General features: G+C 72.6%; 14 protein-coding genes. 5 read left to right on the top strand and 9 right to left on the bottom strand.

The genetic code is table 11. From position 1 onward, the window contains the following. Positions 1-780, top strand: a complete 780-nt coding sequence (locus ACZ4XX_RS35920; RefSeq protein ID WP_468512019.1) for an SGNH/GDSL hydrolase family protein — start codon at positions 1-3, stop codon at positions 778-780. Between the two features lie 51 nt (positions 781-831). On the opposite strand, the gene mfd is transcribed toward ACZ4XX_RS35920, so the two are convergent. The 3 genes from mfd to ACZ4XX_RS35905 all read right to left on the bottom strand — a co-directional run bounded on the left by mfd (position 832) and on the right by ACZ4XX_RS35905 (position 8,041). After that, positions 832-4,371: a transcription-repair coupling factor gene (gene mfd, locus ACZ4XX_RS35915; protein WP_468512018.1), complete on the bottom strand. Its 3,540-nt coding sequence runs from the start codon at positions 4,369-4,371 to the stop codon at positions 832-834. A 260-nt stretch (positions 4,372-4,631) separates the two neighbouring features. Next, the gene (locus tag ACZ4XX_RS35910; protein ID WP_468512017.1) at positions 4,632-7,205 is read right to left on the bottom strand and encodes an ABC transporter permease; all 2,574 of its coding nucleotides are present in this window, start codon (positions 7,203-7,205) and stop codon (positions 4,632-4,634) included. Beyond that, positions 7,202-8,041 carry an ABC transporter ATP-binding protein gene (locus ACZ4XX_RS35905; protein WP_468512016.1) on the bottom strand — a complete coding sequence of 280 codons (840 nt, stop codon included), beginning with the start codon at positions 8,039-8,041 and terminating at the stop codon, positions 7,202-7,204. The genes ACZ4XX_RS35910 and ACZ4XX_RS35905 overlap by 4 nt, the downstream gene beginning before the upstream one ends. A gap of 529 nt (positions 8,042-8,570) precedes the next feature. On the opposite strand from ACZ4XX_RS35905, the gene ACZ4XX_RS35900 reads away from it, so the two are divergent. Continuing rightward, positions 8,571-10,136: an MFS transporter gene (locus ACZ4XX_RS35900; protein ID WP_468512015.1), complete on the top strand. Its 1,566-nt coding sequence runs from the start codon at positions 8,571-8,573 to the stop codon at positions 10,134-10,136. A 32-nt stretch (positions 10,137-10,168) separates the two neighbouring features. Here ACZ4XX_RS35900 and ACZ4XX_RS35895 read toward each other — a convergent pair whose 3' ends face one another. From ACZ4XX_RS35895 to ACZ4XX_RS35880, 4 genes are all read right to left on the bottom strand, one after another. After that, on the bottom strand, positions 10,169-12,409 hold the full coding sequence (locus tag ACZ4XX_RS35895) for an FG-GAP repeat domain-containing protein (RefSeq protein WP_468512014.1): 2,241 nt from the start codon (positions 12,407-12,409) through the stop codon (positions 10,169-10,171). Positions 12,410-12,543: 134 nt separating this feature from the next. Next, positions 12,544-12,927, bottom strand: a complete 384-nt coding sequence (locus tag ACZ4XX_RS35890; protein ID WP_468512013.1) for a VOC family protein — start codon at positions 12,925-12,927, stop codon at positions 12,544-12,546. A 63-nt stretch (positions 12,928-12,990) separates the two neighbouring features. Continuing rightward, a complete protein-coding gene (locus tag ACZ4XX_RS35885; RefSeq protein WP_468512012.1) occupies positions 12,991-13,869 on the bottom strand; it encodes a cellulose-binding protein in 879 nt (292 codons plus the stop codon). Between the two features lie 171 nt (positions 13,870-14,040). Continuing rightward, entirely contained in the window at positions 14,041-15,885 is a 1,845-nt protein-coding gene (locus ACZ4XX_RS35880; protein ID WP_468512011.1) for an SUKH-4 family immunity protein, read from the bottom strand. Positions 15,886-15,913: 28 nt separating this feature from the next. Here ACZ4XX_RS35880 and ACZ4XX_RS35875 point away from each other — a divergent pair, with 28 nt between their 5' ends. Beyond that, positions 15,914-16,471 carry a hypothetical protein gene (locus tag ACZ4XX_RS35875; RefSeq protein WP_468512010.1) on the top strand — a complete coding sequence of 186 codons (558 nt, stop codon included), beginning with the start codon at positions 15,914-15,916 and terminating at the stop codon, positions 16,469-16,471. A 165-nt stretch (positions 16,472-16,636) separates the two neighbouring features. Here the strand turns inward: ACZ4XX_RS35875 and ACZ4XX_RS35870 are convergent, their stop codons facing one another. Continuing rightward, the gene (locus ACZ4XX_RS35870) at positions 16,637-17,635 is read right to left on the bottom strand and encodes an SMI1/KNR4 family protein (protein ID WP_468512009.1); all 999 of its coding nucleotides are present in this window, start codon (positions 17,633-17,635) and stop codon (positions 16,637-16,639) included. A 267-nt stretch (positions 17,636-17,902) separates the two neighbouring features. Between ACZ4XX_RS35870 and ACZ4XX_RS35865 the strand changes: the two genes are divergently transcribed. Then, a complete protein-coding gene (locus tag ACZ4XX_RS35865; RefSeq protein WP_468512008.1) occupies positions 17,903-18,418 on the top strand; it encodes a YwqJ-related putative deaminase in 516 nt (171 codons plus the stop codon). 10 nt (positions 18,419-18,428) lie between these two features. Beyond that, entirely contained in the window at positions 18,429-18,920 is a 492-nt protein-coding gene (locus tag ACZ4XX_RS35860; protein ID WP_030315362.1) for an SUKH-3 domain-containing protein, read from the top strand. Here ACZ4XX_RS35860 and ACZ4XX_RS35855 read toward each other — a convergent pair. Further along, a complete protein-coding gene (locus ACZ4XX_RS35855) occupies positions 18,883-20,229 on the bottom strand; it encodes a sensor histidine kinase (RefSeq protein ID WP_468512007.1) in 1,347 nt (448 codons plus the stop codon). The two genes, ACZ4XX_RS35860 and ACZ4XX_RS35855, sit on opposite strands and share 38 nt — an antisense overlap. Positions 20,230-20,317: the final 88 nt, after the last annotated feature.

The raw sequence follows: 20,317 nt of genomic DNA, 5'->3' as shown, positions 1-20,317 counted from the left end.
GTGTGGGGGGGCTTCTCTCTCGGGGAAAAAAGCGCCCCCCCCCCCCTTCCTTCGTGGCGGTCGACCCACTCTCCCCCCGCCCCCCCCCCCCCCCCCTCCCCCCCCCCCTCCCCCCCCACCCCCCCCCCCCCCCCCCCCCCCCCCCCCCGCGACGGCATCGTCGCCTTCGGCGACTCGATCACCGACGGCGTGGGCTCCGCGACCGACGCGGACAACCGCTACCCGGACGAGCTCGCCGAGCGCCTGGCCGCGGCGGGCAGCCCGCGCGCGGTCCTCAACCACGGGATCGCGGGCAACCAGGTCGTCAACGACACCACCTGGGCGGGCGAGAAGGCCCTGACCCGCTTCCGCGAGGACGTACTGAACGAGCGGGGCGTCCGCACCGTCATCCTCCTCGAAGGCATCAACGACATCGGCGGCAGCACGGTGAGCTTCCCCGCCGCGCCCACCCCCGACGTCTCCGTGACCGAACTGATCAAGGGTCACCGCACGCTGATCCGCCAGGCCCACGCCAAGGGCCTGAAGGTGATCGGCGCGACCCTGACCCCGGTCAAGGGGTCCTTCTACGACACCCCGGCCAACGAGGCCAAGCGGGACGCCTTCAACACCTGGGTCCGCACCTCGGGCGCGTACGACGAGATCGTCGACCTCGACCGTGCGGTCGCGGACCCGGCGGACCCGGACCGCATCCTCCCGGCCTACGACTCCGGCGACGCCCTCCACCCGAACGACGCGGGCTACCGCGCGATGGCCGCGGCGCTGAACCTGGACGAGCTGTAGTCGCCGGTCGGGGTGCGCGGCGAACAGCCCGCGCACCCCGACCCGCGCGGCCTACGACCCCAGGATCGTCGTCAGGAACTCCCCGGTCCACGCGAGCAGTTCGCGGCCCACCACCGGCTTTCCGCCGATCTTGCCCGCCGTCGGGCGCGGTACCAGGATCTGGTGGACGGCCGGCTTGATGACGGTGCGCGGGTAGAGCCGCTTCAGGCGGAGCTCCTGCGACTCGCGCAGTTCCACCGGGGCGAAGCGGATGTTCGGGCCCTGGAGGACGATCTCGCCGACGCCGCACGCGCGCGCCAGCATGCGCAGGCCCGCCACCAGGAGCAGGTTCTCGACCGGCTCCGGCAACTTGCCGTAGCGGTCGGTGAGTTCCTCGCGGACCGCCCTGATGTCCTCCTCCGAGTTCGCCGAGGCGATCGAGCGGTAGGCCTGGAGGCGGAGCCGCTCGCCGGGTGCGTAGTCGTGCGGCATGTGGGCGTCGACCGGGAGCTCGATCTTGACCTCCAGCGGGGCCTCCTCCTCCACCCCGCCCTCCATCTGCGCCCGGTAGTCCGCGACCGCCTCGCCGACCATCCGGACGTACAGGTCGAAGCCGACGCCCGCGATGTGGCCGGACTGCTCGCCGCCGAGCAGGTTGCCCGCGCCGCGGATCTCCAGGTCCTTCATCGCCACGTACATGCCCGCGCCCATCTCGGTGTGCTGGGCGATCGTCGCGAGCCGCTCGTGCGCGGTCTCGGTGAGCGGCTTCTCCGGCGGGTACAGGAAGTACGCGTAGCCGCGCTCCCGGCCACGGCCGACCCGGCCGCGCAGCTGGTGGAGCTGCGAGAGGCCGAAGTTGTCGCCGCGCTCGACGATCAGGGTGTTGGCGTTGGAGATGTCGATGCCCGATTCGACGATCGTCGTGGAGACGAGGACGTCGAACTTCTTCTCCCAGAAGTCGACGACGACCTGCTCCAGGGCCGATTCGGACATCTGGCCGTGGGCCGTCGCGATCCGCGCCTCGGGGACGATCTCACGCAGCCGCGCCGCCGCCCGGTCGATCGAGTCGACCCGGTTGTGGATGTAGAAGACCTGTCCCTCGCGGAGGAGTTCACGGCGGATCGCGGCGCCGATCTGCTTCTCCTCGTACGGGCCGACGAAGGTGAGGACCGGGTGGCGCTCCTCCGGCGGGGTCGTGATGGTCGACATCTCGCGGATGCCGGTGACCGCCATCTCGAGCGTACGGGGGATGGGGGTGGCCGACATGGTCAGCACGTCGACGTTGGCGCGGAGCTTCTTCAGCTGCTCCTTGTGCTCGACGCCGAAGCGCTGCTCCTCGTCGACGATGACCAGGCCCAGGTCCTTGAACTTCGTCTCGGAGGAGAAGAGGCGGTGGGTGCCGATGACGATGTCGACCGAGCCGTCCCGCAGTCCCTCCAGGGTCGCCTTGGACTCGGTGTCGGACTGGAAGCGGGACAGCGCCCGCACCTTCACCGGGAACTGCGAGTACCGCTCGGAGAAGGTCCCGAAGTGCTGCTGCACGAGGAGCGTCGTGGGGACGAGGACCGCGACCTGCTTGCCGTCCTGGACCGCCTTGAAGGCCGCGCGTACCGCGATCTCCGTCTTGCCGTAGCCCACGTCGCCGCAGATCAGACGGTCCATGGGGACGGTCTTCTCCATGTCCTCCTTCACCTCGGCGATGGTGGACAGCTGGTCGGGCGTCTCCGCGTACGGGAAGGCGTCCTCCAGTTCGCGCTGCCACGGGGTGTCCGGGGCGAAGGCGTGCCCGGGGGCCGCCATCCGCGCCGAGTACAGCTTGATGAGGTCGGCCGCGATCTCCTTGACGGCCTTCTTGGCGCGCGCCTTCGTCTTCGTCCAGTCGGCGCCGCCGAGCCGGTGCAGGGTCGGTGCCTCGCCGCCCACGTACTTGGTGACCTGCTCCAGCTGGTCGGTCGGGATGTACAGCCGGTCGCCGGGCTGGCCGCGCTTGGCGGGGGCGTACTCGACGAGGAGGTACTCGCGGGTCGCGCCCTGCACGGTCCGCTGGACCATCTCCACGTACCGGCCGACACCGTGCTGCTCGTGCACGATGTAGTCGCCGACCTCCAGGGTCAGCGGGTCGATGGTCTTGCGGCGCTTGGCCGGCATCCGCTGGCCGTCCTTGCCGGCCGCCTTCTGGCCGGACAGGTCGGTCTCGGTGAGGACGGCGAGCTTGAGGGCCGCGTCGACGAAGCCGTGGTCGATGGAGCCGGTCGACACGTGCACGACCGACGGGGAGATCTCGGTCAGGTCGGCGTCGAGGCGGGCCGCGATGCCCTCGCCGCCGAGGACCTCGACCGTACGGGTCGCGGGGCCGTGGGCCTCCGTGACGTAGACCGTGCGCCAGCCGTCGGCCAGCCAGCCCTTGGTGTCGGCGAGCGCGCGTGCGGTGTCGCCGCGGTACGACTCGGGGGCGTGCATGCCGAGCGTGAGGGTGTCCCCGTCGGCGCCTTCGGCCGTCACGTCCGCCGCGAACGGCGACACCGACCACCAGGACATCCCCAGCTCGCGCGCCCGGTCCCGGACGTCCGCGATCCCCCACAGGGAGGCCGCGCCGACGTCGATCGGGGCCTCGCCGCCGCCGGCCGTGGCCGCCCAGGACGCCTGGAGGAACTCCTGCGACGTCGCCACCAGGTCGGAGGCCCGGGTCCGCACCCGCTCCGGGTCGCAGACCACGGCCATGGCGCCCTTCGGGAGGACGTCGAGCAGCAGCTCCATGTCGTCGACGAGGACCGGCGCGAGGGACTCCATGCCCTCGACGGCGATCCCCTCCGCGATCTTGTTGAGGAGTTCTCCCAGCTCGGGGTGCTCCTCGGCGAGCGCCGCGGCCCGCTCCCGTACGTCCGCGGTGAGCAGCAGCTCACGGCAGGGCGGCGCCCAGAGTCCGTGCTCGGCGACTTCCAGGGACCGCTGGTCGGCGACCTTGAAGTACCGGATCTCCTCGACGTCGTCGCCCCAGAACTCGATCCGGAGCGGGTGCTCCTCGGTCGGCGGGAAGACGTCCAGGATGCCGCCGCGCACGGCGAACTCGCCGCGCTTCTCGACCAGCTCCACCCGGGAGTACGCGGCGGCCGCCAGACCCTCCACGATCTCGTTCAGATCGGCCGTCTGGCCGCTCCGCAGTGCCACGGGCTCCAGGTCGCCGAGGCCCTTGACCTGCGGCTGGAGCACGGAACGGATGGGGGCGACGACGACGCTCACCGGGCCGGCCGCCGGGTCGTCGTCCCGCGGATGCGCGAGACGGCGCAGTACGGCGAGACGGCGGCCGACGGTGTCGGACCGGGGCGAGAGCCGCTCGTGCGGCAGGGTCTCCCAGGAGGGGTACTCGACGACCCTGTCCGGGTCGAGCAGGGACCGCAGCGCGGCGGCGAGGTCCTCGGCCTCCCGCCCGGTCGCGGTGACCGCGAGCACCGGTCGGCCCGAGTCCCGGGCGAGCGCGGCGACGGCGAAGGGCCGGGCGGCCGCGGGACCGACCAGGTCCACGTGCGGGCGGTTCCCGTCGGCGGCGGCCTTCACCGCCTCGGCGAGGGCCGCGTCCTTGACGACTACATCGAGCAGGCCGTGCAGGCTCATGAAGCTTTCCATCCCGAGGGGTGACGGGGGCGGGCAACGCGAACAGCCCGACACGTCGCACGGGCCGGGGTGGTCCCGGGCGCGTACGGCCCGGTCGTCCCCCAGCCTACGACGTGCCACTGTCACCCGCCCGAAGGGAAGGGGCCGCCCGGGAGAGTGACACCGGCGGTCCCCGGCCGGTCCTGCGACGAGTACGGCCCCGGTGCGCGTGCGCACCGGGGCCGTACTCCCCCGTTCCCCCGTTCCCTCCCGTGACCGCGCTACTCGCTCGCGATCGCGTTCAGGACGTTCATCCGGCCCGCCCGGAACGCGGGCACCAGCGCCGCGAACAGACCCACGAAGGCCGAGCCGACGAAGACCGTCAGGATCGTCGGCCAGGGGATCTCCAGGACCCCGAGGCCCTCCAGGGCGAGCAGCTTCTGGGCGGCCGTGCCCCAGCCCATGCCCAGGCCGAGGCCGAGCAGCGCGCCGAACAGGGCGATCACCACCGACTCCAGGCGGATCATGCGGCGCAGCTGGCGGCGGGAGAGGCCGATGGCCCGCATGAGGCCGATCTCCCGGGTCCGCTCGACGACCGACAGGGCCAGGGTGTTCACGACGCCCAGGATCGCGACGACGATCGCCAGGGCGAGGAGCCCGTACACGATGTTGAGCAGCTGTCCGACCTGGTCCTGCAGCTGTTCCTTGTAGTCGGCCTGGTTGTTCACCTTGTACTGCGGGTACGGCGCGAGCGCGTCCTTGAGGGCCTGGTAGGCCTGGGTCTCCTGGCCGTCCTGCGCGCTGGCGAGCAGGAGCAGGCTCTGCGGCATGCGGTCGGCGGGGACGTACTCGGCGAGGGTGGTGACGTTGATGTACATCGCCCCCTTGTCGACCTGCCCGGTGTCGGCGGTGATCGCCGCGACCTTCAGCTTCGCCTTCTCGCCGCCCTTGAAGGCGAGGGTCAGCACGTCGCCGACCTTCACGCCGTGTTCGGTGGCGTAGTCGCTGCCGACGGACATCGCGCCCTTGCCGTAGGCGTCGGCGAGGGTGCCGGCGGTCGTCTCCCGGCGCAGGTCCTTCATGTACGAAGGGTCGGTGGCCGCCAGGTCGGCCTTCGTGGTCTTCCCGCGCGGGTCGGTGACGGTGGCGTCGACCCACTTGTACTCGCTGACGTGGTCGATCCCGGGGGCCTTCTCCAGCGCGGCCTGGGCCTGCGGCACGATCGGCTGGCCGGTGCCGGACTGCACGATGAAGTCGGCGCCGACGGACCGGTCGAGCTCGTCGGTGGCCGAGGCGACCATCGAGGAGCCGACCACCGAGAGACAGGCGACGAGCGCGAGGCCGATCATCAGGGCGGCGCCGGTGGCGCCGGTGCGGCGCGGGTTGCGGAGCGCGTTCCGCTCGGCCATCCGGCCGACCGGGCCGAAGATCCGCAGGACGACGACGCCCAGCGCGCGGACGACTCCGCCGGCGAGGAGCGGGCCGACGACGACGAAGCCGAGGAGGGTGAGGACCACACCGAGGCCGAGCCAGAGGGAGCCGGGACCGGCCTCCGCGGCGCGGGACGCCGCCACCAGAGCGGCCGCTCCGACGGCCGTGAGGGCGAGACCGATGCCTCCGCGCACCCGGCCGGCCCTGCCGTCGGCGGGGGTGCCCGCGTCGCGGAGGGCGGCCATCGGGGAGACCTTCCCGGCGCGGCGGGCCGGGATGTAGGCGGCGAGGACGGTGACGACGATGCCGAGGGTGAGGCCGACGACCGGGGTCGTCCACGCGACGGTGAGGTCGCGGGTGGACAGCTCCATGCCCGCGGCGGACATGAGCTTCATGAGTCCGACGGCCAGCCCGACGCCCGCGGCGACTCCGGCGATCGAGCCGAAGAGGCCGAGGAGCAGCGCCTCGACGAGGACGGAGCGGTTGACCTGCTTGCGGCTGGAGCCGATGGCCCGCATGAGGCCGATCTCGCGGGTGCGCTGGGCGACCAGCATGGAGAAGGTGTTGACGATGAGGAAGATGCCGACGAGGAAGGCGATGAAGGCGAAGCCGAGCATCGCGTACTTCATGACGTCGAGGAAGCCGGCGACGTCCTCGCGGCCCGCGTCGGCGGCCTCGGCGGCGGTCTGCAGCTTGTAGCCGTCGCCGATCGACGCGGCGATGTTCCGCTTCAGGGTGTCGTCGCTGACGCCCTCGTCGGCGTCGGCCGTGACCTGGGTGAACAGGCCTTCCTTGCCGAGGAGTTCACGCTGCGCGGTGGCGGTGTCGAAGTAGACGACGGTGGCGCCCGGGTTGGTGACCTTGAACTCGACGATGCCGGAGATCTTCGCGGTGAAGTCACCGGTGACGGAGATCGTCCGCAGCTCGTCGCCGATCTTCAGGCCGTGCTTCTCGGCGGTGGCGCCGTCGACGATCACCTCGGTGGGGCCGCGCGGCTCGTGGCCGGAGGCCAGGTCCACCGAACGCAGCTCGTTGGCGCTCCAGTTGACGGCGATCGTCGGGGCGCCGCTGGTGGGTCCGACGTTCTTGTTCTTCGCGTCGACGACGGTGACGCTGGTCGAGACGACCGCGCCCTGGGCGGCCTTGACGCCTTCGGTCTTCCGGACCTGCTCGACGAGCGAGGCGGGGAAGGCCTCGGGGCGGCCGGTCTGCGGGGTCTCGTCGTCGACCGCCGCGCCCTTGGGGCTGACGGTGACGTCGGAGGCGGTCGACGCGAAGAGCTTGTCGAACGTCGTGTTCATGGTGTCGGTGAACACCAGGGTGCCGCTGACGAAGGCGACGGAGAGCAGGACGGCGACGGCGGAGAGCGCCATGCGTCCCTTGTGCGCGAAGAAGTTGCGCAGCGAGGTCTTCAGGACGCTCATGACGTCCGCCCGCGCGCGTCGAAGTCCTTCATGCGGTCGAGGACGGCGTCGGCGGTGGGCCGGAGCATCTCGTCCACGATCCGCCCGTCGGCGAGGTAGAGGACCCGGTCCGCGTAGGAGGCGGCGACCGGGTCGTGCGTGACCATGACGATGGTCTGGCCCAGCTCGTCGACCGAGGTGCGGAGGAAGCCGAGGACCTCGGCGCCGGCCCGCGAGTCCAGGTTTCCGGTCGGCTCGTCCCCGAAGATGATCTCGGGCCGCGCGGCGAGGGCACGGGCCACGGCCACGCGCTGCTGCTGGCCGCCGGAGAGCTCGTTCGGGCGGTGCTTGAGCCGCTCGGAGAGGCCGACGGTGTCGACGACCCGGCGCAGCCATTCGGCGTCCGGCTTGCGGCCGGCGATGTCCATGGGGAGCGTGATGTTCTCGATCGCGCTCAGCGTGGGCAGCAGGTTGAAGGCCTGGAAGATGAAGCCGATCCGGTCCCGGCGCAGCTGCGTGAGCTTCTTGTCCTTGAGCCGGGTGATCTCGGTCTCGTCGAGGAAGATCTCGCCGCTGGTGACGGTGTCGAGCCCGGCGAGGCAGTGCATCAGGGTCGACTTGCCGGAACCCGAGGGTCCCATGATCGCGGTGAACTGTCCGCGGGCGATGTCGACGTCGACGGAGTCCAGTGCGACGACCCGGGTCTCCCCGGAGCCGTAAGCCTTGACGACCTGACGCGCCCGCGCGGCGACGGCCGTACCCCCACCCGCTGCCCGACCACCGCCCCTCGACGAGGCACTACGCGCCGCACCTTCATCGTCTCCCCCGTGCCTGGGGATGGTCACAGCCGTGGTCACGGTTTTCTCCTCGGAGCGGTGAATGGAGCAGTGGGTGGTTTGTAAGTTCAAGTTAAGGACGGAGGAGCGGGCTTCTCCTCCTCCGCCGGAACGAACGATCCCTGGGCCGTATGGGGGAGATCCCCCTAAGGGACGTCCACCCGAGGAACCCCCCGTCCTCGCACCTCCGACGCCTCGGCACGGACCGTCGGCGCCTCCGACCTCGCCTTCGGCCCTTCCGGCCGTACCCGGACACGCGTGAGGGCCTCCACCCGAAGGCGGAGGCCCTCGGCTTCGACTCAGAAGGCGCCGTCGAGGTCCCACCGGTCGCCGTTGCCGATGAGCATCGTCATGCCGTTCCAGCCGCCGGAGCCGACGGGCGTGCCGCTGCTGTCACCCCGCAGGAACCACAGCCGTCCGACCCGCCGCGCGCAGGGCGTCGCGGGGCGGACGGGAGTGCGACGACAGGGCCCTGGGGGTTCCTACGACTCGGGTGCGGGTGAGACCCTGACGGGCGAACAGTTAGGTGTACGAAGAAAGGAAACGTGCGGTGGCCGAGTCCGACACGACACCGGCGGGCACCCCCGCCGGCAAGGCCGACCCCGCCGCCCCCACCCCCGGCCCACCGACGGCCGCGCGCCGCGGCCCCGTCGTGGCCGCGCTCATGCTCGGCATGGGACTCGCCGCCATCGACGGCACGATCGTGTCCACCGCCGTCCCCCAGATCGTCGGCGACCTCGGCGGACTCGCCGTCTTCTCCTGGCTGTTCTCCGGCTACCTCCTCGCCGTGACCGTCACCCTGCCGGTGTACGGCAAGATCAGCGACACCTTCGGCCGCAAACCCGTCCTGATCGCCGGAGTCGTCCTCTTCCTCATCGGCTCCCTGCTGTGCGCGGCCGCCTGGAACATGGCCTCCCTCATCGCCTTCCGCGTCGTCCAGGGCCTCGGCGGCGGCGCGCTCCAGGGCACGATCCAGACGGTCGCCGCCGACCTGTACCCGCTGAAGGAACGCCCCAGGATCCAGGCGAAGCTCTCCTCCGTGTGGGCCGCGTCCTCGGTCGCGGGCCCGGCGGCCGGCGGACTCCTCGCGGGGTACGCGGACTGGCGCTGGATCTTCCTGATCAACCTGCCGATCGGGGCGGTGGCACTCTGGCTGATCGTCCGGCACCTGAAGGAACCGGCCCGCACCGCGCCACGCGCGCGCGTACGCATCGACTGGGCGGGGGCCCTGTCGATCTTCGCCACAGGAGCCCTCCTCCTCACCGCCCTGGTCCAGGGCGGTGTCGCCTGGCCCTGGCTGTCCGCCCCTTCGCTGGGGCTGCTCGCCGGGTCGGCCGTCCTGGGCGCGGTGACGGTCGTCGTCGAGCGGCGCGCGACGGACCCGATCATCCCCGGCTGGGTCTGGCGCCGCCGCACGATCTCCGCCGTCAACCTCGCGCTGGGCGCCCTCGGCCTGCTCATGGTCGCGCCCACGGTCTTCCTGCCGACGTACGCGCAGTCCGTCCTGGGCCTCGGCCCGATCGCGGCCGGGTTCGTCCTCTCGGTGATGACCCTGAGCTGGCCCATCAGCGCGGCGCTCTCGAACCGGGTCTACGGCCGGATCGGCTTCCGGCTCACCGCCGTCATCGGCATCTCACTGGCCCTGCTGCTGCTCCTGGCCTTCCCGTTCCTGCCGTTCCCCGGCGAGCCCTGGCAGCCCGCCCTGATCATGCTGCTCCTGGGCGGGGCGCTCGGCCTCTTCCAACTGCCGCTGATCGTCGGCGTGCAGTCGACGGTCCCGTACGAGGAGAGGGGCACGACCACCGCGTCCGTCCTCTTCTGCCGGCAGGTCGGCCAGAGCGTGGGCGCGGCACTGTTCGGCGCGGTGGCGAACGGCGTCCTGGCCGCCCGCCCGGGCGGCGGCGACCTGGACACCCTGGCCCGCGCGCTCGACGCGCCCGACTCCCTGACGGCCGGGACGATGGACGGCCTGCGGCGCGCGGTCGACACGGCGGTCGACTACGTCTTCGTGGGCGCGGCGGGCGCGGCGGCCTTGGCGCTCCTGGTCCTCCTCACCCTGGCACCGCGCCGCTTCCCGGTCCTGGAGGAGGGGGAGCGGCGCGGCGCGCAGGGCTGACGCGGTCCTGGACGAGTCCTGAACGAGGCGGGTCAGAAGACCTCGTTGTACCCGGACACCTCGGTGAACACCTGACCGCCGCGCCTCGGCTTGAAGGGGGCACGCCAGTCGCCCGTACCGGCGTACAGGAACGACTCCGAGCCCGAGGGCCGTGCGAGGAGATCGGGACGGCCGTCCTTGTTGACGTCGCCGACGCCGATGAGACGGGCGTAGGTGTTCCAGCCGCTGCCGATCCGCGTACGACCGGCGAAGGTGCCGTCCCCCTTGCCGAGGTACAGCCACAGCATCCCGTCCCTGTCCCGCGCGACGAGGTCACCCGCGGGGCCGCCCGCGAGATCGCCGACCGCGGTGATCTCGTTGTAGACCCCCCAGCCGCCCCCGATCTTCCGGCGCGGCGCGAACGGGGCGCTCGCGCTGCCGGTGGACCTGTAGAGCCACAGGACGCCGGACTTGTCGGTGGCCACGACATCGGACCGGCCGTCGCCGGTCAGATCGCTGCCGCCGCCCAGCCGGTCGTAGGTCTGCCAGCCGCCGCCGACCCTGACCCGGCCGAGGAACGGCTTGGCCGGGTCGCCGGAGCCCTGGTAGAGCCAGAGCACGCCGTCCTTGTCACGGGCGAGGGTGTCGGTCGTCCCCGTGCCCGCGATGTCGCCGGCCGACTCGAGCCGGTCGTAGACGCCCCAGCCCCAGCCGACCGGCGACTCCTGCGTCTCGACGAGTGCGCCCCACTGCTCGTCGTAGTACGCCTGCGCGACCCACAGACGCCCCGAGGAGTCCCGCGCGAAGATCTCGGGATCGACGTTGCCGCTGTAGTCGTGTGCCGTCGGCTTGCGGACGAGGGTGATCGTCCCGGAGGCACGGCCGGACCGGCCGACTCCGTCGAGGGGCACGGCCTCGATCTCCCAGGTGTACTCACCGCTGACCCCGGACAGCCACGAGGACGAGGGGTCCTCGCCGTGCCAGGTCCAGCCGACCGTCTCCGGCCCCAGGTCGGGATGGCGGCCGCCCGGCTCCCAGATCACGATCTCGTTCGACGAGCCCGTGCCCGTGTGGGTGAGCTTGAGGTACACCCGCGTGTTCTTGCGCGAGAAGCGCCACCTCAGGTCCACCCCGCCCTTGCGGCGGTCGAAGTCGACCACCGCGGGGACGTCCCCGCCGAGGTACGCGACCGAGGTCGGCTCCCCCGTCGTGGCGACCGGCTCGGCGACGGGCCACCCGTCCTCGCCGACCGTGACCCGGTAGAGCCCCTCACCGTGCTCGACCGTGCCGCCCCGGACCAGCACGGAGCCGTCCGGGCCGGGGACGAGCGACGACATGTGCTCCAGCAGGTCGCTCCCGAAGTCCTCGGGGTCGACCAGCGAACGCATCGAGAGCTGCCGCTGCGAGTCCCTGCGCGTGTCACGCCCGAGGACGTAGGGGCGCGCGGTCAGCAGCCAGTGGCCGACGAGGCCGTACTGGACGAGGCTTTCGTGCGGGATCCGCTGCGTCTCGGAGGTCCCCCGCCTGCCGATGACGATCGACGGACCGGTCTCCTCGTTCCAGGCCATGTGGGTGTCCGAGAGCGCCCCCGCCACCCGCTGGGTCCCGCTGGTCGCGTACGTGTCGGTGACCGCGCCGGAACGGACGTCCACCGCGACCCGGTGGCTCGTGCGGGCGCCCACCGGCCCGGCCGCCGCGACGATCCCGAACGAGGTCGCGGAGGCGGTCGTGACCGAGAAGCCCACCGTGCCGGCGGGCAGCCCGGTCACCGTGCGCTCGTCGAGGACGCTCCCCGTCCTGGTGAGGAGGTGCGCCTCCATCGTCCCGTCCGCCTGCTTCACCCCGACCACCAGAGTCGCGCCGACGGCTCCCCGGTAGACGTAGTTCTCGCCCAGCGCGTTCAGGTCCACCTCGACGGGTGCCGCGCCCGTGGCCATGTCGTGCACCTTCACGACCCGGAACTTCGTGACGTCGGTGGCGTGGTCCCCCGTCACCACGACGTCCGAGACCCCGCCGCGCAACGGACTCGGCGGCAGCACGGTGGAGGTTCCGTCGGCGTAGCGGGTCCAGCGCAGCTCGGGGCTGAGGCCGTTCGTCCGCGACAGGAAGCCGGTCGCGCCCGCGCCGACGACCTCCGCGTCCCGCGGGAACGGGACGGTGGTCTCCTGCTGGTCCGCGCTGTCGGCCGCGGTCGCCGGGACCGGCGTCGCCGTCGCCGGGACCGTGGACAGGATGCCGCCCGTGGCGGCGAGGACTGCGGTGACGGCCGCGGCCGTCAGACGGCGCCCGGGCATACGCCCGGGTACACGTAGGTGCTTCACGTACTTGCCTCCCCTAGAGGCCAGGAGAGTAGCGCTCCCCGCCGTCGCGCCTCCCGTCGCCCCCGGGTCCAGCCGTCGCGGGGCGGGCGGGAGTCCGGCGGCGGGGCCTAGGCGGAACCCGCCCGCCTCCGGGGCGAGATGCAGAACGGATGCCCCGCCGGGTCCAGGACCACCCGCCACAGGTCGGGGCGCGGCTGCGCCTCCGGCACGGTGGCGCCCCACTCCACGAGCCGGGCCACCGCCTCGTCCAGGTCGTCGACGTCGAAGTCGAGGTGCAGTTGCTGCGGCACGTCCCGGCCGGGCCAGGTCGGAGGACGGTGGTCGTCGACCCGCTGGAAGCCGAGCAGCAGCCCGTCCTCCCCGCCGCCGACCCCCGCGAACTCCCCGTCCGACCGCTCGTGGAGCGGCAGCCCGGTGGCCCGGTGGTAGAAGTCGGCGAGGGCCAGGGGGTCGGCGCAGTCGAGATTGACGGCGGTCGGTCGCATCAACATGCGGGCGAGCTTAGACAGTCGGGGCAGGAGGGGTGGACCTCGGACCTCCGGCGACCCGGCCTGCTACTCCTCGTCCTCCCCCGCCGCCCCCGCACGCCCCGTCAGCGCCGCCAACGAGTTGCGGATGTGGTCCATGTGGCCGTGGATCTCGTCCCGGGCCTCCTCGTGCTCCCGCAGCACCCGCTCGGTCTCGCGCTCGACCCGCTCCGCCCTCATCCGGGCCTCCGCGAGCAGCCCGCCCGCGCGCGCCTCCGCGTCCTCCTGGCCGTGCCGGGCCTGCTCCTCGGTCTGCGCCAGGGTCCGCTGCGCCTCCGCGAGCCTCGCCTCCGCCGCGGTGGTCAGCTCCCCGTGGTGGGCGTCCAGGGCGGCCGCCCGGCCCTCCGCCGTGCGGTCCGCCTCCTCCCGTACGGCCTTCTGCTCCGCGCCCTGCTCCGCGAGGAGATCCGCCGCGCGCCGCTCGGTCTCCTCGAAGACCTCCCGCGCCCCGGTCAGCCGCTCCTCCGCCTCGCGCCGCGCCTCCGTCGCCAGTTCCTCGGCCCGCGCCCGCGCCGTCGCCAGGGTCGCGCCCGCCGTCGCGTCGGCCGCCGCGCGGACGCCCTCCGCGTACGCCCGCGCCGCCTCCGCCGTCTCCCGGCCCGCCGCCTCCGCCGCCTCCGCGAGGGACTGCGCCTCCGCCTCGGCGGCCCGTACGAGCGACTCGTCCTCCAGCTCCGCAAGCTCCAGGATCTTCCCCGCCCGGTCGCCGAGGGCCTCGTACCGGTGCGGCACCAGCGCCTCCACGGCCGCCCGCAGCCGGACCGCCTCGTCCTCCAGCTCCTTCGCGAGGACGGTGAGCCGCGCGGCCCGCTCCCAGGCGCCGTCACGGTCCTCCGAAAGCGCGGCGAGGCGGCGGTCGACCTGCTCGGGGCGATACCCGCGCCCCCGTCCGACAGCGAAACTCATCCCCTGGCGCCCCTTCCCTCTGACCCGACCCGAACGTCCAGGATGCTGCATCAGAACGGACAAAAGACGCCCAACGTGCATACACGTCGAGCGCCTTTCATCACATTCTGTCCAGCAGAGTCTGTCCAGCGGCGTCAGCCGGAAACGTCGGCCGGAAACCCGGCCCACCTCCTACAGCAGCCCGTCCCACATCTGCTCCAGCAGCACCGACCACCAGTTCTCCGGCGACGACAACGCCGCCGGATCCAGCATCGCCAACTGCGCCTGGAAGTCGACCGTCCAGCGGCCCGCCTGCTCCGGGTTCAGCCCGAACCTCAGCCGCCACATCCGGCCGAGCAGCGCCATCGCCCGCGTGAACTCCGGCAGCCCGGTGTTCACGAACTGCGGCGGCACCGACTGCCCGCCCGGACCCGCCTCCACCGGCACCGCCACGATGTGCGCGGTCCCGTACTGGACACAGATCGCCCGGCCGAAGTCCGAACCGAGCACCAGGTACGAACTCGCGTCCGGCGCCGCCTGGACCTGCCGCTGCGCCGCGAGCTCCGCCAGCGTCGGCACCACCGGCACCGCGGGCTGCGCCCAGAAGAACGGCCCGAAGTCCGCCGGCAGACCCGCCCACACCAGCGTGCGCGCCACCAGCTCCGGCACGCCCTGCCGCGACACGGCGCGCTGGTCGAAGCGGAGGATGCCGGGACCGAACGCCCCGGCCAGCTCCTGCGCGATCGCCTCCGGCGGAACCGGCGGCGCGGGCTGCACCTGCGGCAGCGGCGCCCGCACCGGCGCCGGCCGCGCGGGACCGTCCGCGACCTGGTGCAACTCACCCTGATGGGTCAGGAGTTGCCGCATGCCCTGCTGACGGCCCGCGTGATCACGGCCGTACGGGGCGATGCTGGTGATCCGCGCCTGCGGCCAGGTCTCCCGGATCATCCGCGCACAGTAGCCACCGGGCAGCTCACAGGACTCCAGCTCCGTATGCAGCTCCAGCACCTGCTGCGGCGGCACGTTCATCGCACGCAGCTCGTGCAGGATCTGCCACTCCGGATGTGGCGTGCCCGGCGCCGAACGCCGGATGATCTGCGCCTCGGAACCGTCGGGCGCGCGATAACGCAGCACCGCCTGGTAGCCGGGACCGACCGTCGGCTGACCCGCCGGCTGCGGATATCCGTACGCGGGGGGTACGGCCCCGGGCACGGGACCGGGACCGGCGACCGGACCGGGAACGGGCCCCGGCGCGGGCGGCGGTACGTGACCGCCGTGCAGCGGCGGCGGCGGTCCCGGTGGCTGCGGCGCCGTCGGACCGGCCGGACCCGGGTGGGCCAGCATCGTCGCGGCGTGCTCGATACCGCCCGCGGGCGTACCGGGCACACCCGGCGGCGGCGGGGGCGGCGGCGGAGCGCCCGGACCGCCCTGGTTCGGATGCGCCAGCATCGTCGCCGCGTGGTGCACGGGCTGCGGCGGCGTCGGCGGACCGGGCGGAGCCGGAGCGGGCGGCGGGCCGGGCGGACCCGGCTGCGCGGGCGGCCTGGGCCCCTCGGGCCCGAGCTGCGACACCAGCTGTGTGGGGATGTAGGCGTTGGCGCCCGACGAGCCACCGGGGACGCCGGGGGCTCCCGGCGGCGGCGGGGGCGCGGCCGGACCGCGCCCGCTCTTCGGCGGCAGCGTGGCCTTGCTGGTCGCCGCGTCCGCGATGTCCCGGGCACCCGGCGCCGAGGGCGCGGGCGCCGGAGGCGGCGGCACACCGGGACCGGCGGCCTGCGGAGGCGCGGGAGCATGAGGCGCCGACGGCGGAGTCGGCGCGGACGGCGCGGACGGCGCGGACGGCGCGGGCGGACCCGCCGGAGCACCGCCCTGCGGCGGCGCGGCCGGGTCGAGCCGGGGCGCCACGGCGGTCGCGGGCAGCGCGCTGCCGCCCTGCATCAGGGCGGTCGGCGCGTCGGCGCCCACCTGCGGCGCCGGGGTGTCCTCGTCGTCCGTCCCCGACAGCGGCGGCGCGAACACGGTCGCGGGCAGCGGCACCGCCCCGTCCGCACCACCGGAACTCGCGTTGGCGTCGGCCCACGGACTCGGCGCGGGCGGCGGAGTCGACGCGGGCACGGAAACCGGCGCGGGCGCGGGCGGAGCCGCAGGCCGCGCGACCGGAGCAACAGGAGCAGGAGCCGCAGGAGCCGGACCCGCACCCGACCCGTCCGCCGGAACCCCGTCCATCGCGGTCGGCTCGTACGCGACGGCACCCGCCACCGCGGACACCCCCGCACCCTCCGACGAGGACGACGACGAGGCGACCGAGACCGAAGGCCCCGTCTCCCCCGCCGCCACCGGCTCCGACGCGTCATCCACCGACGCCGCCGAACCCCCGCTCTCCTGCGAGGCGTTCGGCTGCTTCGGCAGCCCGATCCGGTCCGCCGCGTCCTGCAACCACTCCGGCGGACTCAGCAGGAACGACGTCTGGTTCAGATCGATCCGCGCCGCCGGCACGGCCGCCTGCGCCGGAACCTCCTCCGAAGCCCCGTACTCCTCCTCGTACCGACGGATCACCTCACCCACCGGCAACCCCGGCCACAGCGTCGCCTCACCACTGTCCCGAGCGATCACCAGCCGCTGACGCCCACCGTCCGACGTCGGACCGCCCTCACGGTCCTCCGCCCACACCACGAACCCCAGCTCGAACTCCCGCACCCGCACCTCACGGTGCTGATACGCCGGCAGGTCGCCGTTGATCCATTCCTCGGCGCGCTCCTGCGCCTGCGCGAACGTCACCACAGCCCACTCACTCCCCCACCGGGACGACCGGCACCGCACGCGCGAAGCCACCGTCCACCATCAGGTTCGCCACCGTCTCCAGCTCCGGCGGATTGCCCGCGAGCCGCTGCAGAAACGCGTCGAAATCCGCACCACAGGGAAGCAACAGCCGCTCCACCCGCTCACCCACCGACCAGCCCGCCGCGACCTCGCCCGAGTCCCGGGCGTCGTCGTACGCGCAGAACCACACCGAACCGACCCCCTCACCCCGCACCTTCAGCGCGATCAGACCGCCCTGGACGAACGCCACGCCCAGATAGTCCTTGGTCAGATGGTCACGGAGACACTTGTTGACATAGACGAGGTCATTGACCCCCGCCTCCTCCCGCACCGTGAAGAACGGCTGGTCGACCAGAAGCCCCAGCTCCGCGTCGAGCGCCGCACCCACCGGAGCACACCCACCGGCCGCCCGCAGGAACGAGCGGTACGCCCCCGGAAGCCGATAGCCGAGATCCTCCTCGACACCCTGGAGCTGCTGCTCCGACACCGACACCAGCCCCTTCGGCAGCCCGAAGTGCACCGGCCGGGTCTCCTGCAACGGGCGCGTACCCCGCTTCATGTGATCCACGGCCGCCGTCGCCACCCCGCCGTGATGACGCAACAACGCCTTCACCTCGACCGGAACCAGCTCCATCCGCCGACTACGGGCCACGTGATGCCAGGTCCAGCCGTGCGGCGTCGCCACCGACGGAATCGTGTCCCACAACTCATGACCGGTCGCCGCCATCGCCGCGTTCGCCGACACGTAGTCCGTCAACCGCAGCTCGTCGACACCGAAACCCTCCGGCGGATCGGCGATCTCCGCCGCCGCACGCGCGTACGGCGAGAACTCCGGATGACCGAACTCGTCCACCCGCACCCCTCGCGGATGCCGAGAAGCCCGGACCGGGTCCGGGAAGTGCACGACCTGCCCGGCATAGGCCGCGTTCGGTGGCGCGGTGTCCTGCCCGAGCCGACCTGTCGTCATGGCGGTTGCCCCCTGCACTGGCGTCGCTGACTGCTACTACCCGCAGCCGCTGGCTGCTCCTGACTGATGCCGCACAGCCTATGCGCTGGCACAAGAGCCCGAACCGGCCCGATCCGACGGTGACCAACTGTCACGATGCCATGACAGGTGCACCATGATTACGACACACCGAAGCCACGTTTCAGCGCCCCAGCTTCCCCATATGGCTCCCTATTTGGCAGGCTGTCCACGCAACTCGGGGGATTGCAGGAGGGGAAGACCAGCACCATGCACACAGCACCGACGCCCACACAGGGTGACCCACGCCTCAACTGGAGCAGCAGCGCCGACACCACACGCGCGCCGTTACTGCGACAGCGCCGCGACGGCATCCTCCCCACCGTCGGGGCCGCCCTCTCCGTCCGCGGTGAGACGACCCTCACGGGCACCGCCGGCCGCGGCGACCGGCCACCCACCCTGCACGCCCTCGTCCAGGACTTCCTGGACACCCTCACCAGCGGCCAACGCGAACGCTTCACCGGACGCTGCCCCGAAGCGATCCTGCTCTCCCGGCACCTCACCGCCACCGAGAACGCCCGCTCCAAGCGCGCCCAACGCAAACCACTCACCCCCGGCGAAGCCCGCCGCTCCCTCAAACACGCCAAACTCACCGCACGACACATCCGCGAGGACGGCGACCCCCTGCACGGCAGCTACGCCGCACCCTGCCGCTCCTGTACGGCGATGCTCGCCCACTTCGGCGTCCGCACCGTCGACCCCACCACGCCTGTCGAGAACGGCTGACCGCACCCACATGCCCGACCACCTCAGCACCACCCGGTTCCCGGTCAACGTCGACGCCGCCCTCCGCGAGGCCGGCTGGCAGCCCGGCCGCTGGGACATCAAGCTCGCCGAAGAATGGGCCGACACCCTGCGCGCCCACCTCTCCCCCGCGGGCCACCGGCACAGCGTCTTCCCCGCCGTCGTCGAAGCCTGGGCCGAATTCGGCGGCCTCCGCATCACCGCACCCGGCCACGGCCGCCAGATAGCACCCGCCGCCGTCCGCTTCGACCCCCTCGCCGGACTCCACCTCTCCCGCACCCTCGCCGACCTCGGCCGCGCCCTGGACACGGAACTCGCACCACTCGGCGAAGAAGGCGACCACCAGGCAATCCTCGCCATGGACATGGAAGGACGGGTCTACAGCCTCGACCACGCCGGCGACTGGTACCTCGGCAAGGACATCGACACGGCGCTCTCCACCCTCGTCACCGGCGCACAGCCGACCCGCCTGACAGCCGGGTGACCGTCGGCAGCACCGCCGACACCCTGAAACCCCCCACATCGGTCGCCCCGGACACGAACACCCCACCGAGCCGCAGCACGCGCTCCCGCATACCGACGAGCCCGTTCCCACCACTCGGCAGCCGCGCATCGGCCACGCCCGCGTCCGAAGGACACGGACCGTTCTCCACCTGCATCGCGACCTCGGCCTCACGATGCGCCAGCCGCACCACCACCTCGGCGCCCGCCGCATGCTTGTGGACGTTGGTCAACGCCTCCTGCACCACGCGATACGCCGTGCGCTCCACCTCCGGCGGGTAGACCCGGGCCTCCCCGACCACGACGAACTCCACCACCGCCCCCGCCAGCCGGGACTGCTCACACAACCCCTCCAACGCGTCCAGAGAAGGCCCGTCCTCCGCAGCCGCCTCAGCCGCCGCAGCAGCAGCCCGCCCGACGGCCGCCAACGGCACAGGAGCGGGAGCCACCGGAACAGCCCCCTCCCGCAGCACCCCCAACATCTCCCGCAACTCCGTCAACGCCTGCCGCCCCATGTCCCCCACCAGAGCGGCGTTCCGCACCGCCTTCTGCGGATCCTTCAACGCCACCGCCTGCAGCGCCGCCGCATGCACCACCATCAACGACACCCGGTGCGCCACCACGTCATGCATCTCACGGGCGATCCGCGTCCGCTCCTCCTGCCGCGCCCACTGCGCCCGCTGCTCCGCCCGGTCCGCCAGCAACGACAGCTCCTGCTCCAGACTGTCCGCCCGCTCCCGCAGACTCTCCATGAGCCGGCGGCGCGCCCCTATGTAGAGCCCGAACAGCAACGGCGGCGCGTTGAGCCCGAGCGTCATGAAGAGCGAGACGACCGGCACGTACCAGCCGCTCGGGTCGATGTCGGGCCGCCCGACATCCGCCTGGGCGATGTCCTGCCGCATCCGCACCACGGTCACGACGAACACGGCGACCGTCGACATCCCGGCGAGCAACGCCGTGATCCGCCGGGGCACCTCGGAAGCGGCGAGCGAATAGAGCCCGACGATCCCCATGAGGAAACCCATCTCGGCGGGCGCCACGGCGATCGACACGAGCACGAGCCCGATGGGCCACCGCCGCCGCACGAGCAGCACGGACCCGACCATCAGCCCGAACAACACCCCCAGGGGGACGGGCAGCGAGGCCTGCTCGGCGAACCGCACCCCTTCGAACCCGCACTCGACGGCGGACACGAGGGCGAGCCCCCCATCGAGCACGGCACTCCGCCGTCTCCCCCACCACCACCAACTCCCGACGCCCACGGCGCCCCGGTCTGCCCCCGTTGTGGTCATACCCACCACCCTACGGGCGCGCCCCTCCGGGAAGCGCCCGCCGTCAACACTCCCGGACACCCGTCCCTCGAACTACTGAATCGCCCAG

Source organism: Streptomyces sp. NPDC029956 (assembly GCF_055574655.1).
Note: the sequence above shows the minus strand (reverse complement) of the source record. Positions and strands in the feature narration are given on the sequence as shown.